Source organism: Tahibacter amnicola, assembly GCF_025398735.1.
Taxonomy (GTDB): Bacteria; Pseudomonadota; Gammaproteobacteria; order Xanthomonadales; family Rhodanobacteraceae; genus Tahibacter; species Tahibacter amnicola.
On the sequence record NZ_CP104694.1, the window covers coordinates 4,296,456 to 4,311,998 of the forward strand.

The 15,543-nt window shown below is 63.6% G+C and carries 11 protein-coding genes; all 11 read right to left on the bottom strand.

Translation table 11 applies throughout. The features are described 5' to 3' along the window. Window positions 1-5 precede the first annotated feature (5 nt). The 11 genes from N4264_RS16665 to N4264_RS16715 all read right to left on the bottom strand — a co-directional run bounded on the left by N4264_RS16665 (window position 6) and on the right by N4264_RS16715 (window position 15,535). Window positions 6-1,634, bottom strand: coding sequence for a heparinase II/III family protein (locus N4264_RS16665; RefSeq protein WP_261693366.1), 1,629 nt, complete (start codon window positions 1,632-1,634; stop codon window positions 6-8). Further along, a complete protein-coding gene (locus N4264_RS16670; protein ID WP_261693367.1) occupies window positions 1,631-3,748 on the bottom strand; it encodes a bi-domain-containing oxidoreductase in 2,118 nt (705 codons plus the stop codon). Before N4264_RS16670 ends, N4264_RS16665 begins: the two co-directional genes overlap by 4 nt. Next, on the bottom strand, window positions 3,745-4,545 hold the full coding sequence (locus tag N4264_RS16675) for an FkbM family methyltransferase (protein ID WP_261693368.1): 801 nt from the start codon (window positions 4,543-4,545) through the stop codon (window positions 3,745-3,747). Before N4264_RS16675 ends, N4264_RS16670 begins: the two co-directional genes overlap by 4 nt. After that, on the bottom strand, window positions 4,542-6,473 hold the full coding sequence (asnB, locus tag N4264_RS16680) for an asparagine synthase (glutamine-hydrolyzing) (RefSeq protein WP_261693369.1): 1,932 nt from the start codon (window positions 6,471-6,473) through the stop codon (window positions 4,542-4,544). Before asnB (N4264_RS16680) ends, N4264_RS16675 begins: the two co-directional genes overlap by 4 nt. Before the next feature lie 17 nt (window positions 6,474-6,490). Further along, a complete protein-coding gene (locus N4264_RS16685) occupies window positions 6,491-7,375 on the bottom strand; it encodes a glycosyltransferase family 2 protein (RefSeq protein WP_261693370.1) in 885 nt (294 codons plus the stop codon). Beyond that, window positions 7,372-8,595, bottom strand: a complete 1,224-nt coding sequence (locus N4264_RS16690) for a glycosyltransferase (protein ID WP_343231964.1) — start codon at window positions 8,593-8,595, stop codon at window positions 7,372-7,374. The genes N4264_RS16685 and N4264_RS16690 overlap by 4 nt, the downstream gene beginning before the upstream one ends. Beyond that, on the bottom strand, window positions 8,487-10,307 hold the full coding sequence (asnB, locus tag N4264_RS16695) for an asparagine synthase (glutamine-hydrolyzing) (protein WP_261693371.1): 1,821 nt from the start codon (window positions 10,305-10,307) through the stop codon (window positions 8,487-8,489). The genes N4264_RS16690 and asnB (N4264_RS16695) overlap by 109 nt, the downstream gene beginning before the upstream one ends. A 10-nt stretch (window positions 10,308-10,317) precedes the next feature. After that, window positions 10,318-11,853, bottom strand: coding sequence for a DUF8712 domain-containing protein (locus tag N4264_RS16700; RefSeq protein ID WP_261693372.1), 1,536 nt, complete (start codon window positions 11,851-11,853; stop codon window positions 10,318-10,320). Then, the gene (locus N4264_RS16705; RefSeq protein ID WP_261693373.1) at window positions 11,846-13,396 is read right to left on the bottom strand and encodes a lipopolysaccharide biosynthesis protein; all 1,551 of its coding nucleotides are present in this window, start codon (window positions 13,394-13,396) and stop codon (window positions 11,846-11,848) included. The genes N4264_RS16700 and N4264_RS16705 overlap by 8 nt, the downstream gene beginning before the upstream one ends. Before the next feature lie 61 nt (window positions 13,397-13,457). Next, complete coding sequence (locus N4264_RS16710; protein WP_261693374.1) at window positions 13,458-14,582, bottom strand: glycosyltransferase family 4 protein; 1,125 nt, start codon at window positions 14,580-14,582, stop codon at window positions 13,458-13,460. After that, window positions 14,579-15,535 carry a glycosyltransferase family 4 protein gene (locus N4264_RS16715; protein ID WP_261693375.1) on the bottom strand — a complete coding sequence of 319 codons (957 nt, stop codon included), beginning with the start codon at window positions 15,533-15,535 and terminating at the stop codon, window positions 14,579-14,581. The genes N4264_RS16710 and N4264_RS16715 overlap by 4 nt, the downstream gene beginning before the upstream one ends. Window positions 15,536-15,543: the final 8 nt, after the last annotated feature.

A 15,543-nucleotide genomic window follows, 5' to 3' on the forward strand; every position in this document is an offset into this window, starting at 1 on the left:
GTCCGTCAGCTCCAGCTCAGGTCGGTGATCGCGGTGGCGGCCGCCAGGTCCAGCGCCAGCACGCTGCAGCGCTCACTTTGCCCGAAACCCGCATGCCAGGTGCTGTCTTCGATACGGCATTCGCGGACCCCGTGCCAGCGTACATGGACGTTCGCAGCGCGTATGGCTACGCCCTGCTCCTCGCTCGCCGCGTGAAGCGTCGGTGCCAGGCGCAGTCGGGCTGTCGCCGTGTGCCAGCTGCCCTCGAGCTGGTCGCAGATCGTCAGCCCGTTCGATGTCAGCCGCCAGATCCGTTCGTGCAGCACGCGGCCCGGCAACCGGTGATATCCGTCGTGTGTCGCACGCAGCCACGTCGTCTCACGATCATTGCCCCAGCCGCGGTCGAACACGCGCGCCCGCCGCGCCACGCGAAAACTGCTCCAGACCTCGGACGAATCCGCACCGTCGACCTGCACGGTATTGTGCGCGGCCGTGCTGCGTTCCCACTCCCGTTGCCGCCCGGTGGCGTAACAGGAGGTTCCCGCATTGACGAACAGGCGGTGGCCGCGCAGAGAGAGTTCGAAACTCAGGGTTTCCGCGTGCGCGTGACCAGGCAGGTAGTCGGGGCCGATGTCGCCGATGTCCGTCAGCACCACGGCATCGCCGCGCGTCATGCGGGCATAACCGGAAGACTCGAGCACCTGCAGCGGCGCCTCGGCCAGCGGATGCCATTGCACGCCGATTGCAGCCGCCGACGCCTGCAGATCGTCCAGTCGCGGCGCACCGTCCAGGGCGGCATCGTTGAACTGCGCGACCGCGCCGTCGGGATGAGTCATCACCGCCAGCCAGGCAAACATCGCGCGCGCAGTGTCCTGCCATTCGCGGATGTCGGTATCGGGCAGGCGTCCCGGATAGGCCCTTGCCAGCGCCAACAGATCCAGCAGGTCCGCCAGCACGACGGCGTGATACATCGGACTGCGTTCGAAATGTCCGCCGTCCGGCAGAATCTGCTCGCGGCGTTCTGCGCGAAGGATACTCAGGCCCTGCTCCAGCCACCGGTCCGCTTCAGCGCCGTCGAAGTAGACGCCGGCAAACGCCAGGGCTTTTCCGTTGGCCCACAGGTGGTTCCCCAGCAGATGCCGTTCCAGGTGATGCTGCAGATAGCGTAGCTGCATGGCCAGGCTCGACTGCAGCAGGGGATCCAGCTGACCACCGGCCAGCGCCCAGATGATCCAGTTCACGCTGCGCAGGGAGATGGGATACGGTTCCCAGCCGTTGCCATGACCGATGGCGTTCTCGTCCACCCACCGGTGCATCAGCTGCAGGTGCCAGTCACGGCGGTCCTCTGCCTGCAACGCGGTCACGTCATCGAAATAGTGCAAGCCGTAGAGCCGCAGCTTGTCCTGGTCCACATCGTTCCACTGGGACGGTGAAATGATCTCGCATCGTTTGGCGTGAATGCGCAGCGTCGTCGCATCGATCATCAAGGGCTTGCGCCACGCCGGCAACAGCCAGCTTCCCGCCGCCGCGCGCACGCGTGGCGCCGGCGCGATCGGAATCGACGGGTGATACACGGCCTGCCAGACTCGCCCGGCGATCTGCACCGGCCTGAGCCAACGCACCGTGTGATAGAGACGCAACGCCGGACCAATCATGACGATGGCTCCGCCAGGCGCAGGCACCAACGCGCCACTTCCAGAACCTCATCCTGCGGAATTGGCGCTGCCTCGCCCTGCCGGAGCGCTGCGACCACAGCGGCCGCGCAGGCGCGTTGTCCCTTGTCCTGGCGCCATCCAAAACCGCGTAGTCCGGCCGTGTCGCCCCACGCCCGCAGTTGGCGGAAGTTGTCGAGCTGGTAGACACGTCCGCCAGTGAAGACCTCGATCCGCTCCTTCGGAAACCGGTGATGCCCACTGGAAAGGTAGTGGATGGTCCCGATCGAACCATCCGCCAGGGAAAGCGTGATTGACGCGTTGTCCGCACGCGACTGCGCGGCGGCAGGACGCACCGCGATTACCGAAAGATCGACGATTGGCGCGCCGCAGAGAAAACGCAGAAGGTCGACGAAATGACAGGCTTCGCCCAATAGACGGCCGCCGCCGCGCTGCGGATCCTGCGTCCAGTGATCTGCCGGCAACATACCGGCATTGATCGTGACGACCACGCTCTTGGGCGCAGAGATGGCGGCCAGTGCCTGGCGCAGCTGCACCAGAAGCGGCGCGAACCGGCGATTGAATCCCACCATCAACCAGGGCGACGCGACGCCTGCAAGCGTGGCTTCTATCCGCGCCAGCTCTTCCACTGTAAGGCAAAGCGGTTTTTCCACAAAAACCTTCTTGCCATAGGAAAGCGCCTTGCACACGAGATCCGCATGCGAATCGTGCGGCGTTCCGATGATTACGGCATCAATGGCCGGATCGGCCATCAGCCCCTCGGCGTCAGTCGTGGCGACCGAAAAGCCATACCGTCGGCCGTAGTGCGCGGCGGAAACACCGTTGCGCGAAGCGATGCCGTGGAATCGCACGCCTGTGCGGGCGAACGCCGGCAACAGCACGCGTCCCACATAGTTCCCCGCACCGATGACTCCCACCGTGGGACGATCTATCCGCGCCGATGGCGCGAGTCGTACCGTGCGTCGCAGCGCTGCCATGTCATTGGCAGCCGGCGTCGGATACGTCAGCAGCAGGCCCAGCACGTCGTTGCGACCGGCGAGTTGTTCGTAGGCGGCCGGCGCATCCGCAACCGCGAAGCGGTGACTGACGAGTGGACGTACATCCAGCTGCCCGGCCGCCATCAGGTCCAGCACGGCTTCGAAATTGCGCTGTTGCGTGAAGCGGACGTAGGCCAGCGGATAATCCTGGCCCCGCTCCTCATAGTTCGGATCGTAGCGGCCGGGCCCGTAGGAACAAGCCACCTGGAAACGCAGTTCCTTGGAGTAGAACAGATCGCGCGACAACGCCAGCCCTGCCACGCCGACCAGCACGATCCTTCCGCGCTTCCGGCACATCTGCGCGGCATGCAGAACCGGTTCATTGCTGGCTGTCGACGCAGTGATCAAGACGGCGTCCATGCCCCGTCCCCGGGAGAATCGCTCCGCGGCGACAACGACGTCATCCGCCCCCGCCTGCACGGCCTCCACGCCCATCGACCGCGCCAACGCGACGCGTTGCGGATTCACGTCGATACCCAGCACGCGACACCCGTTCGCGCGAAGAATCTGCACCGCCAGCAGGCCGATCAATCCCAGCCCCGTCACGGCAACCGCCTCGCCCAGCACCACGTCCGCCAGCCGGATTCCATTGAGCGCTATGGCACCGACTACCGTGAATGCCGCCGTCTCGTCATCCACTGCATCGGGAATCCGCGCGCACAGCATTGCCGGCACGGCCACCACTTCCGCATGCGGCCCATTCGAAACGATGCGATCGCCGGCCGCGATCCCCGAAACGTCCGAACCCACCGAAACGACGCGTCCCACATTGCAGTAGCCCAGCGCTACCGGCTGGTCCAGCTTGCTGCGCACCGCTTCGATCGTGGCCCACAGACCATCCGTCCTCAGCTTCCCGAGCACCTGGCGCACCTTGTCCGGTTGCTGCCGCAGTTTGCCGAGCCACCCCCCGCGACCAAACTCCACCAACATGCGTTCCGTGCCAGCGGAGATCAACGAACAGTGGCTCTGCACGAGCACACGCCCGGTAGAGGCAATGGGTGCGGGAACGTCGGCCACGTCGGTGCGGCCATTGCCGAGGTGTTGGAGGACCTGTTTCATGGGGTGCTTCCCGCGCCATACCGTGCCAGTCGCTCGCGCGGTATGGCAACCGTATCCCAGGTCGCACGTACCAACGCCTCGTCGGAACGCCAGGGATAGTGCGTTCCACCGAACAGCACGTAATCGTGATGATGCAGATGCCGGGTCACCTCGTCGGCGGCTGATTCCGTTACCTCGCAGAAGATCGCCGGGCGCACAGACCTCAGCAACAACTGCGCGCCGCGCAACACCAGGGCCTCGGCTCCCTCCACGTCGATCTTCACCACGTTCGGCGGCGTGAAGAAACCCAGGAGATCGTCGATATCGAACGCCGGTATGCGACGAACTTCCGAGTAGCCGCCCGTCTGCGTGGAACCGAAACCCGCCAGCGCATTTGCCGAACGTGCCCGGCGCGCGATCTGGAATTCAACGAATCCGATACGGTCGGCCACCGCGATCGGAACGACGGTCATCGGCGCATCACTGGGCCGCTGCAACCGTTGCGTCTTGCGCAGAAGGCTCACCGCGTCCGCATCTGCCTCGAATGCGAACACCGCACCGGCAGCGCCGCACAGATGAGCCGCCGCCACGCTGAACAAGCCCACGTTGGCGCCCACGTCCCACACGACGTCGCCCCGGCCGACAAGATATTCGGCGACCTTGCACAAGGTCGGGTCGAGTGCGTCAGAACGGCGGAACAGATAGCGCAGTCCACCAACGCCCGCCGAGGCAAACAATGCCCCGCCGCCCACCGCCTGGGGCGCGTGGCGAAGCACGCGTACATCCGCCAGCACCGCCTCGGCAATCCGTCGGATCATGCCGCCTCCCGCAGTCCCGTCGGCGGTGCGTCGAGGAACAGACGGCACCACCATTCGATGCACATCAGGCTCAGCAGGACGTAAGCCGGGTCACCCCGGCCCTGGTCCAGGTCACGCAGGTGGCGCGCCACCGCCGCCGGCGAAAAGATGCCACGCTGCCGAAGCGATGCGGCACCCAGCAATTCGTGCATCATCTCGCGCAAAGGACCGCGCAGCCAGTGTCTCACCGGTGCGCCAAATCCGGTCTTGCTGCGCCGGATGACCAGGTCGGGCACTAGTCCGCGAGCAGCCTGCCGGAGCATCCACTTCGTGGTCAGGCCACGCACCCGGCAACGATCAGGCAGCAATGCGGCAACGACCATCAGATCCGGGTCGAGAAACGGCACGCGGACCTCCACGCCGCACGCCATGCTCATCTTGTCGGTGTAATTGAGGTTGTGTTCGGTCAGGAAATACCGCTGGTCCAGCAGCAGCATGCGTTCCAGGTCGCTCAGGTGGGCAGGCATGTGATCGAGCGCTTCCACCAGCGCAGAAGGCCGGACTGTGATGCCACTGGCCGGCTCGAACAGGTCTGCCAGGTCGTTCTCGGATTCGCACCAGTCGAAGTACGCAGCTACGCGGGCATTGCCTTCCAGCTCCGCAGTGCGTAGCACTTTGCCAATCCGCCGTGCCGGTGACGGGTTTGCGGGCATGGCACGTCCTGCCCTCGCCAACCAGCGCCGAAGTCCGGGCGGCGTGCGTGCCCACACACCATCCAGCCGCATTGCCAGGTGCCGGCGGTAGCCGCCAAAGATGTCATCGCCGCCCGTTCCCGACAGCAGCACGGGAATACCCTGGCGCCGCGCCTGCTGGCAGATGAAAAACGTGTTCAACGCGGCCGGATCCGCCTGGGGCTCGTCCAGGTGCCAGACCATCTTGGGCAACTCCTCCAGCATCTCCGGCCCTATCCGGGTGACATGCAACTCAAGGTCGAGCTGCTGGGCAACCAGGCGGGCATAGGGAAGATCTGCCTCAAATCCATCATGCGACTTTCCGTCACCTGCTGCCGTATCGATGGCGATCGTGAAGCACGGCATTCGACCAGACAGCTGGCGGCGCGCCAAAGCAACGATCACGCTCGAGTCAATTCCGCCGGAAAGAAAGGCGCCCACCGGAACATCGGCAACCAGTTGGCGCTGCACGGCCCGCTCCAGCGCCTCGCGAACATCGTTCACCGTGGGCGGCACCTGTGTGCCAGCCGCATCACGGGAAGGGATAGGCAGGCCCGCAAAACGCCAGCGCCGCCTGATGCGTCCGTCACTGATCCACAGTGCCTCACCCGGTTCCATCTTGTATACGCCGCGAAGCGGGCTACGCGGTCCCGGGCACCACAGCCACCGCACGTAGCAGCTGATCGCCTGCAGATCCGGTTCGCGCGCTACGAACGGAAAGAGCCGAAGCGTCTTCAGCTCGCTGGCGAATGCCACTCCTTTGGCGTGTTCGACGTAGTACAACGGTTTCACGCCAACGCTGTCGCGGGCCAGCAGCAGACGCCGGGACCGTACGTCCCACAATCCCAGGGCGAAGATGCCGTTCAGCTGCGACAGGAACGCTTCGCCATGCCGCCGATAGAGCGCAAGAATCACTTCCGTGTCCGAGTGCGAGCGGAACACGTCTCCTTCGGCCATGCACTGCTGCCGCAGCTCTCGGAAATTATATATTTCTCCATTGAACACAATGACGACGCTACCGGACGCGTCGGTCATCGGCTGTGCGCCAAGCACGGATGTGTCCAGGATGGCCAGGCGCGTGTGGAACAACGCTATTCCCGCATCGGAATCGACGTGTCGGCCGGAACCGTCCGGCCCGCGATGCGCCAGCTGCGCCAGGATCGCATCGCCCAGTGAATCGATTCGTTCGGATCCCTGGTAGCCGGCAATGCCGCACATGGTGCGCAGGCACCCGGCTAGTACTGCGCGACGCGGGGATCGGCGTCGCCGACGCCATGGGCGCATTGCACCGGCAAGCGGCCACGCAGAAAGATCTCCCGGACTTTGTACTCGGTCATTCGGTACACCTCGCAGCGTAGTCGCGACCAGGCCAAACCGACCCGCCCTGCGCGCCAGGCGCCAAGGGCCAGGTAATGATACAAAAACAGCAGCCAGTAGCGGCAAGGCACCCGATAGAAGTACTTCTTGAGCCACATCCTCCGCTGAAGAGGCGTTCCGCGCCAGCGCGCTTGTTCCGCCAACGGTGACGCGCTGGCCATGGCGATAGCCTCTGCCGAGGAATAGCGATTCTGCTTGTCCAGCCAGTGCGCAAGATCCGGACTGTCGTAGTGCTCCAGCTCGCCAGTCACTGGCGAGATGCGGCCACTGACGATGGGATGTTCGTTCACGGTAACGTCACTGAAGCGACAAGTCCCAGTCCGCCACAAACGCAGCAGGCGTTGTCGCACCGGCAGTGGTCTGCCCATGAACCACAGACGTCGCGTCACTTCCAATCCGTCGCACGTACCGCTCCCGATCGCCTTCGCGATGGCGATCTTCAACGCATCGTCCAGGCGCTCGTCCGGGTCCAGTTTCATCGTCCACGGCGCTGTGATCGGCAGTTGTTCCAGCGCGAAGTTCCATTGGTCGCCGAATCCACGAAACGGACGCTGCACGACGTGCACGCCATGACGCAGCGCGATATCTACCGTGTCGTCGGCGCTGCGGCTGTCGACGAGAAACACTTCCTGTGCCCAGCCCGCGACATTGCAGCAGACAGCATCCATGTTGTGTGCCTCGTTGAGCGAAAGCATCACGACAGCGACAGGCACTTTCGCGCTGTGGTTATCAGTAGGCATCATGCGAGCGCTACCCACTCCGGCGCCGTCCCGCCATCACGAATCCAGCGGTAGCTTTCCACGAGGCGTGCGGCGACGATAGGCCAGCTGAAGTCTTCCGCCATCCAGGCACGTCCGGCGCTCCCCATCTGCCGCAGCGTGCCGGGCGAACACCGCATTGCCTCATCCAGCGCCGTGGTGATGCCGTCCGCAGAAACCCACCATCCACAGCCGCGCTCAGCGAGCCCGGACCAGGGCGCACCGTGCGTCGTCACCACGGGAACACCACTGGCAAGACTCTCGGCCACGACCATGCCGAAGTTCTCGCTGGCAGAGGGCAATACCAGCAAATCGCTGCCCGCCAACATTCTGTTCTTCGCCGGACCGATCACCGGACCGGAGAAGTGGCACCGCAAGAGTCCACATCGAAAGGCCTGGCGCTTCAGTCCCTCGATGTAGGCCGGTGCGCCCTTTCCGGCGATCACCAGTTCCCAGTCCGGGTGCGCAAACTGCAGCTGCCTCCAGCTTTCCAGCAGGCGATCCAGCCGCTTGATCGGGTGGATGCGCCCTAGGAAGAGCAGACGGCGCATGGCCGCATCCTCCTTCGCGACCGAAAGCGCGGGGATGTCGATCCCATTGGGAACCACCGCCACGGGCCGGCGCCATCCCGCCCGCCGGATGTCCTCGTACTCCATCGGACTGGTGGCATGCAGGAGGTCGGCGCGGGCCAGCGTCGGCCGCTGAAGGGGGCCGGCCAGCAGCTTCTTGAACCGTGACCTGGCCAGCGCGGCCGGCGCGAGTGTACCCCGCGGCGAAACCACCAATGCAGCCCGGCCAAGCCGCGGCCTGCGCCATCCGCAGACCATGTTCGGAAATGCCCACAGACTGTGATTGTGCACAATATCGCATTCTGCATAAGCACGCCCGAGGGCCGGCCACCAGCGCGGCGTGAAACCGAAGGTGCCCAGCGCGCGCCACTGCGTCATCAGCGATAAGGTCACGTTCCGCAGCGGCTCGTCCACGGCAAGGCACAGCAGGCTCGTCGCCACGGATTCGTCCGCCATGGATTCGCACAGGCGCCGTACCGAAAGCGACGGCCCGGATACGGGGTCGTCCATGTGGGGAATGACGTGAGCTACCCGCACGGGGAAACGCTCCGGTCGTAGGATGCAGCAACCCACCTCGCCCAACCGCGCAGGCCACCGCCCGATGCGCGGGCATTGGCGTCCATGGCGCCCAGCCATTGCTCGACGGGAATGCAAAAGCCGGTCTTTCGACGTCGCCACACACACGACGGTAGCGGCCGCACCGGCGTTTGTGCGAGATAGCGCTTGCCGCGCGATCCGCTGAATGCAGCGAGGAGCGGCTGCAGTTCGCGCAGCAGAACGGCATCGACAAATGGCGTGCGCAGCTCAACGCCGTGGCTCATGCTCGCCCAGTCGCTGTCGCGCAGCAGTTGGTTACGCAGATAGGCCATCGATTCCAGCTGGCCTACGGCCAAGCGCGGGCAGGCAGCCAGCGGACCCGCGAGCGCAGCCACCCACCCGATGGGATCCACGCAGTGATCCGCATCGGCGAGGTGACGCGGCAACAGCTGGGCCAGCTCGCCGGGCGCAAAGACGCTGCGGCGCACGAACCACGCGCCCCGAAGGTCATGCGCGACGCGCGGCAGCAGAGCCCAGCGGGGATTGCCGCTGCGACGGCTTTGCCGCTTTCCCAACCATTCCGCCAGCGCCGCAGCCCCCGGAATCCGCTCCACTGCACGCCAGGCGCTGACAAGGCCGGGAACTTCGCGAAAAAGCGAGTACCCCTGGAACAGCTCGTCCGCGCCAACGCCGGACAAAACCACCTTGAGCCCATTTTCCGCCGCCGCTTTGGTGGCGTACCAGGTGTTGACCCCATCGATCGAGGGTTGGTCCATCGCGACCAGCAGTGCCGGGAGATCCCGCTCAAATTCGGCCCGATCCACGCGACGGATGACGTGGCGAATACCATAGACACCGGCGACCTCCGCTGCGCGGGCCGACTCGTCTTCGGGGCGTCCGAGGAACTCCGCAAACTGCAGAGTGATGCCACACGCCGCCGTTCCGACCTGCTGCATCACGGCGGCGAGGCAACTGGAGTCGACACCACCGGAAAGCAGGATGCCAACCGGAACATCCGCGACCATGTGCGCGCTGACACTGCGCGTCACGGCCTGCCTGACGCTCCGCGCTGCACAGAGCGGCGTCGCAGATGCGCTGTCAGGTAGCTGGTTCCAGCTGCCGCCAATATTCCAGAACGACTGGACGGCGAGACCACCACGCGCCGTCGCGTAGCCGAAATGCCCGGCCGGCAGCGCTCTGACAGCGCGAAACCACGTATAGGGTTCAGCCACGCTGCCGAGCATCCAGAAACTGGCCTGCCCCTGCGGACACCCTTCACGATCGACCTTTCCGCTGGCAATGATCGCCCTCACCTGCGAAGCAACGAGGAGACCATCTTCCGTTGATGCGTAGTAAAGCGGCTTGATGCCGTAGGGATCCCGTGCCAGGAACAGGCGCCGACGCCCGGCATCCCAGATGGCGATGGCAAACATGCCACGCAGGCGCGACAGCATGGCCTCACCGTCGCGAACGAACAGCTCCAATAGCACTTCCGTGTCACTGTTTGTCCGCAGCCGGACGCCACGCCGGATCAATTCCTGTCGCAGCGTCTCGTAGTTGTACAACTCTCCGTTATACACAATGGCGAACTGACCACAGCCCGATACCATCGGCTGGGACGCGCGCGCATCAAGATCAATGATCGAAAGGCGGCGGTGCCCCAGACAGACGCCGCTAAGCGGATCCTGCCAGAAGCCCTCGCCGTCCGGACCGCGCGGACGCAGCGATTCGCACATGCGACGCACCACCGATGTCATGGCATCCGAATCCCTTCGCCCAGGCCATGTCAACAGGACCGCCAATCCGCACATTGCAGAGGCCTCAGTCGCGATGAAAGTGCCGGCTGCTGTTCGGTGACCGGAACAGGACGAAACGCATGACCAACAACAAGGGTACGTAGCGCGCGATCGCGATGAAGAACGCGTAGAACACACTGTCGACGTGCCCCAGCGCCCCTGTCAATCCGACAATCAGGAAGGACGCGGCTCCACCGGACAGCAACAGTGCCCGGAAGATGGCTGACTGGAAGAGCCCGACGACCAGGAATCCCAGCGCGACGGCCCATGCGCCTCCAGCGAAGTTCAGGTAGGTCACAGGAGACATCCCTGTCGACGACAGGGAATTCATTCCCAGTACCACCTGGGTATACCACACGCCAAGGTCGTTGATCGGCTTGCCTTGCCAGATGGCGCGCGGAACAAAGCTGTACAGCGGCGAGTAGAAAATGTCTGCCAGAAACTGCGGGGATCCGGCGGGAAGGATATCGGTCTTTGCCGCATATTCGATGCCGGCAGCAGCTGTGGTGACGTCCTGCACCCGGTTGAGGAAATTTGTCGCGGTCTGGGTCAGGTTGTTGTCGAGGTTCGACGACTTTCCGCCGGCCGAAAACGCGTTGACGATGGCGGTGACACTGGTGCCTTCGAAACTGGATTCGCGGTTGCGGTACTCGCGGAACGGCTCAATCACCATGTACGCCAGCAGCAAGGCGGTCAGCGATACGGGCAGCAGCCACAGCGGCAGCCGGTTGCGCTGGACATAGTAGGCCATGCCGACGACAACCACGGGCGCCACTACCGCACTCTTGAATCCCGACATGAAACCGAACAGTTCTTCGGTTGCCCACACAGCAATCAGCAACCATACGGAGCATCGGCCGCTGAAGTACGTTAACGACACCGCGACCAGGACAATGATGCCCAGATCGTCAGCCAATGCCAGGTACTGGTTGTACGCCGATGCTGCGATAGCTTGCTCATAGCTGGATGAGTAACCATATAGCCCGAGGCTGATGGCCAGCAGCCGCGCGCCCACCACGAGAGCCAACACGGCAGCCAGGCCACTGCGCCGGAGCTGCGGAACGGTTTGCGATGCTCGCGCCAGGACAGGCGTTCGTGCCAGTACCTCTGCCAGCCAACGTGACGTGCCGGACCAATGCCCGGTCCACAGCGCGCTGGCGCCGATGAGATTGAGCCATTCGTACTGGATCCGGTAGATGTCCGGTGTCGGATCAAAGCGGACCTGCCGCTGCAGATCATCGGGCCACATCGACAGGAGGATGAAGGCGGTAGCGGGAAGTAGGTTTCCCAGGAGCGCGAACTGCACGGAAGGATTGAGCGCCCAGTGCGTCAATCCACTGGCGCGGACCAGGACAATCTGAGCAAGTCCGTACGCGATGAGGAGACCGACAAGTCCGTACAAGCGAAACCCGACGGCGCTGTTCTCGCTACTCCAGCCAAACGCTAGAAAGGTACCGACACTGATGACCGGTAGCGTAAGCAGGACGTGAACCACGCCCGGGTGCTGTGACCGGAAATGCAGGTGCTCGCGGGGATAGCCGGAAACGGCCGCACTAAGCATGGGGATCCCCGCTTGGCCATCGCCGCAGTGGCGTCGTGTCGGCTAGCCCTGTTGCATTCCCTTTGACACGTCCGGTGCGTCGTTTGCGCAGGATCGTGCTCATCCTTCGCAGAACGACAGCCCGCTCCGCGTCGCTGAACAAGACGAAGAAGAGGAGCCCGCCCAGTATTACCTCAAGGACAAGCGCGCTGATTGCCACCGCAGCAGCACCTGACGGAAACCACAGCGGTGAGGTCGCCAACAGTGCGGTCAGGACGATGCAGGCCGCCAGCGCCGACCGACGCCCCTTGTACCGGGCTCGTTGTTCAACAAGGACAGCAACTAGCACGCATCCATGAGCCGCGAGCTCGGCGATCGCGTAGCCGAACAGGAGATTTTCCGGAATCAGCGCAACTCCGAGAAGCAGAAACACGATGGCATGAACGACGGCCATCTTGAGCACGATGCCAAAGCGTCTTGCGGCCACCGAATCCTGTATGCCGACCTGCCCCACCGACGCGAAAACCGCCGCGACGCACGCCACACGGGCTGGCCCTGTCGCCGGCAGGTAGGGCGCGCCGAATAACAGACCGATCAACCACGGCATTGCGGCAATGACAGCGATCGCCACGATCACCGTAGCCAGCCAGATCAGCTTCAAGGTGATCGCGGCCTGACGGTCGATGGTATCTGTCGGCTGTCCATGACCGCGCGCAGCCGCCAACGAGGACACGACCACGCCCGCTATGCTGTGCGGCAAAAAGCCCACGACACTGCACATGGCGATCAGAATGCGTTGATAACCCACCGCCTCAATGCCGCCGGCCTGCCCCAGCATGCCCTGGAGTCCATAAGTCACCGGAATCAGGACGAAGCCCGACGCGTAGTACGGAAGACCGGTCCTCAGCAACGTCCGCGCAGCGGCGAACACCACCGACACCGACAGCGACGGAATACCTGCCTTCCAGTCAATCAGCACCGTCAGTACGCGCAGCAGCACCACCGCATTGATCATCTGCGTTACGACCATGACCATAAGCACGAGCTGCAGGTTGCCCCACCATGCCGCAGCACCCGAGGTGATCAGTCCAATCGTGGAAACCGCCATGGTCCATCGGGCATAGATGTCAAACCGGTTGGCTCCAGCCAGCACGGCGTAGACGAACTGGCATAGGCACTGGGCGAAAACCAGAGGTCCTGCAAACTGGAGCATTGGCGCTATCGGCGCGCTGCCGTAGACGCTACCAGCGACCCATTTAGCACTCATCAGAACGGCCATCCACGCCAATGCACCGGCGATGCCCAGCAACACCATCCCGGCGAATACATAGGGCAAAGTCTGCTGCACACGATCCGGCCGGCTGGCAACCTCGACCTGGAGCGATGCGTCGACGCTGAGACGGAATAGCCCGTAGGCGCTACTTGTCGTGGTATTGACAATCGTCAGGACACCAAAGTCCGTTGCCCCCAGAGTCCTGGCAAACAGCGCGCTGCCCAGCGTACCGATCACGCGTTGGTAGATCGCCAGCCCGCCCATCCAGCCGATGTTTGCCAGGTCGCTCATGGACGCCCAGCCGGAACGCCCGCGCAATGCACGCACACTGTCCCCGTCGGCGGGTACGCGTTCATGCTGCGGATCTCGCGTCAACGGCAGACAGCTGTCCGTTACGCGCCAGCAGATCTAACAGAAACTCCGCAGTGCCCTCTGCTCCCAACGGACGTGCGATCGCCCGGTTCAGATGCGCATGCTGCGCGATCAGCGCTGGCGATCGCAGATAGCGCTCGATGCGGTCGACGAATGCTTCGACAGTAGGTTCGCACCGGAAGCCATTGACCCCCTCTTCGATAAGGTTTCCGATACCAAGGATGCGATCGCTGATGACGATACCAAGACCCGACGCCATCGACTCGATGATGGTGAAGTTGCCGTTGCTGAATGTAGCAGGCAGGATCATCACGTGAGCGCGCGCGTACACATCGGGCAGTTCATTCCACTGCCGGATATCTGCGAGAAATTCCACGGCCGTTTCCAGGGTCAGTTCGGCCACCCGGCGCCGGCACGCGGGACCGAGCTCGCCGGCAGCGTTCATCAGCAGCCGGGCATTCGGATATCGGCGGCGAAGCACGGCGAAAATGTCCAGCGCCAACAGTGGCGCATAGATGGGCGTCATCCGGTTCGGATACAGCAATACTGGACTATCCCCCGGCTTCCTCGCGGGATGCCCTAGATAGCCGTCGATATCTGCCGCATAGCGACCTGCGACAACTTTCTGCCCAAAGCCGAGTACGTCACGGAACTGCGCGACCGCATCGTCGGCGCTTACGATCACCAGATCGACATGCCGATACAAATTTCGTAGCAGCCACCACGCGGGGCTCGCTCCGCGCAGGTTTCCGTGCCGGTCGCGCGAACGTTCGGTGAACACGACCACACGCTTTCCGTTGCGACGCGCCCAGCGATACGCCAGATAGTTTCCGGGGATCGAGAACCCGCCCAGAATGACGATATCGGGATCGAAGGTATCTAGCTGGCGGGTCAGCTCAAGGGAAAGATAGCGGCCGTTCAAAAGCCACGTATCCGGAAGAATGCGGCAGGAATCGCCGCCATCGATTCGCCAGAACGTCCCGCGCGTCCGCTCCGGCCCTTCGTAAAACCAGAATTGCGCATCGACGTGACGCCGCCGGAGCGCGACGCACAGCTTGACCTGCGGCGGCACCATGACCGAACTCAGGTAAAGAAGGCGTGTCATGGCGATCGGTAGACGGCGAGATAGTCAACGGCAATCCGGGCAGGCTGAAATCGGCGGACATTATCCAGCCCGTCGCGCACCAACTGGTCGCGAAATGCGGAATCTTCGATGGTACGGCGAATCGCGACGCGGATGGCCTCAATATCGGTAGGGTCGACCACGCAAGCCCCTTTCCCAGCCACTTCAGGCATGGCCGTGACATGGGAGGTCACTACTGGACGCCCCATGGCCTGGGCTTCGATAATCGGCATTCCAAAACCTTCGGAAAGCGATGCAAAGGCGATGACGTCGGCACGCCGATAGAGCTCAGGCACTGCCTCCTCGGCGACCCAACCGTGGCAGTAATAGTCCACTCCCGAGTTTTCGAGCAACTGTCGCGTGACCTCGTCCGGATTACCGAGTATCTCCAGGCGCCAGCCTGTTCCCTTGAGCGCTTCGACGATCCGCGTCAAATTCTTGTGAGGCTGCGCGCCGACCTGGAGCACTGTCGGCACCGACTGGCGCGTACCATCTGCATCCGGCGTGAACCTGTCGGACACGCAATTGTGTACGACAATCGTCTTTCGACGCGTCGCCGGACAGTGCTTCGCCAATTGCTCCTGCGTATGTGTCGAGATCGTCGTCAATCGCCATGCGAGACGATACGGCAGATCCATCCACAACCAGCGATAGACAGCACGACGCCACCCGCGCAACGTGTAGAGGTAGTGGCCGATGTCGTGGACAGTGAGCACCACGCGCAATCCCACCAACAAGGGCAGAATGTGATTGGCAGCGCCGGTCACGTGCACGATATCCGGCCGCAGCCGGCGTATTCGCCAGATGTCACCCAGCAACCGCCAGCCACCGCGAAGGACGTAGGTGCTCACTTCACAGTGAGTCTGCATCGCCGTCGCAATGGAACGGAAAAGCCCCTCGATACTATGCCCGCCGGCGCACGGCGCGCGGAACACATATACCA

What these genes read in the sequence shown, in the direction of transcription:
- N4264_RS16665 (WP_261693366.1), bottom strand. Translation starts at nt 1,634, where the DNA reads ATGATTGGTCCGGCGTTGCGTCTCTATCACACGGTGCGTTGGCTCAGG.
- N4264_RS16670 (WP_261693367.1), bottom strand. Translation starts at nt 3,748, where the DNA reads ATGAAACAGGTCCTCCAACACCTCGGCAATGGCCGCACCGACGTGGCC.
- N4264_RS16675 (WP_261693368.1), bottom strand. Translation starts at nt 4,545, where the DNA reads ATGATCCGACGGATTGCCGAGGCGGTGCTGGCGGATGTACGCGTGCTT.
- asnB (WP_261693369.1), bottom strand. Translation starts at nt 6,473, where the DNA reads ATGTGCGGCATTGCCGGCTACCAGGGATCCGAACGAATCGATTCACTG.
- N4264_RS16685 (WP_261693370.1), bottom strand. Translation starts at nt 7,375, where the DNA reads ATGATGCCTACTGATAACCACAGCGCGAAAGTGCCTGTCGCTGTCGTG.
- N4264_RS16690 (WP_343231964.1), bottom strand. Translation starts at nt 8,595, where the DNA reads ATGGCTGGGCGCCATGGACGCCAATGCCCGCGCATCGGGCGGTGGCCT.
- asnB (WP_261693371.1), bottom strand. Translation starts at nt 10,307, where the DNA reads ATGTGCGGATTGGCGGTCCTGTTGACATGGCCTGGGCGAAGGGATTCG.
- N4264_RS16700 (WP_261693372.1), bottom strand. Translation starts at nt 11,853, where the DNA reads ATGCTTAGTGCGGCCGTTTCCGGCTATCCCCGCGAGCACCTGCATTTC.
- N4264_RS16705 (WP_261693373.1), bottom strand. Translation starts at nt 13,396, where the DNA reads ATGAGCGACCTGGCAAACATCGGCTGGATGGGCGGGCTGGCGATCTAC.
- N4264_RS16710 (WP_261693374.1), bottom strand. Translation starts at nt 14,582, where the DNA reads ATGACACGCCTTCTTTACCTGAGTTCGGTCATGGTGCCGCCGCAGGTC.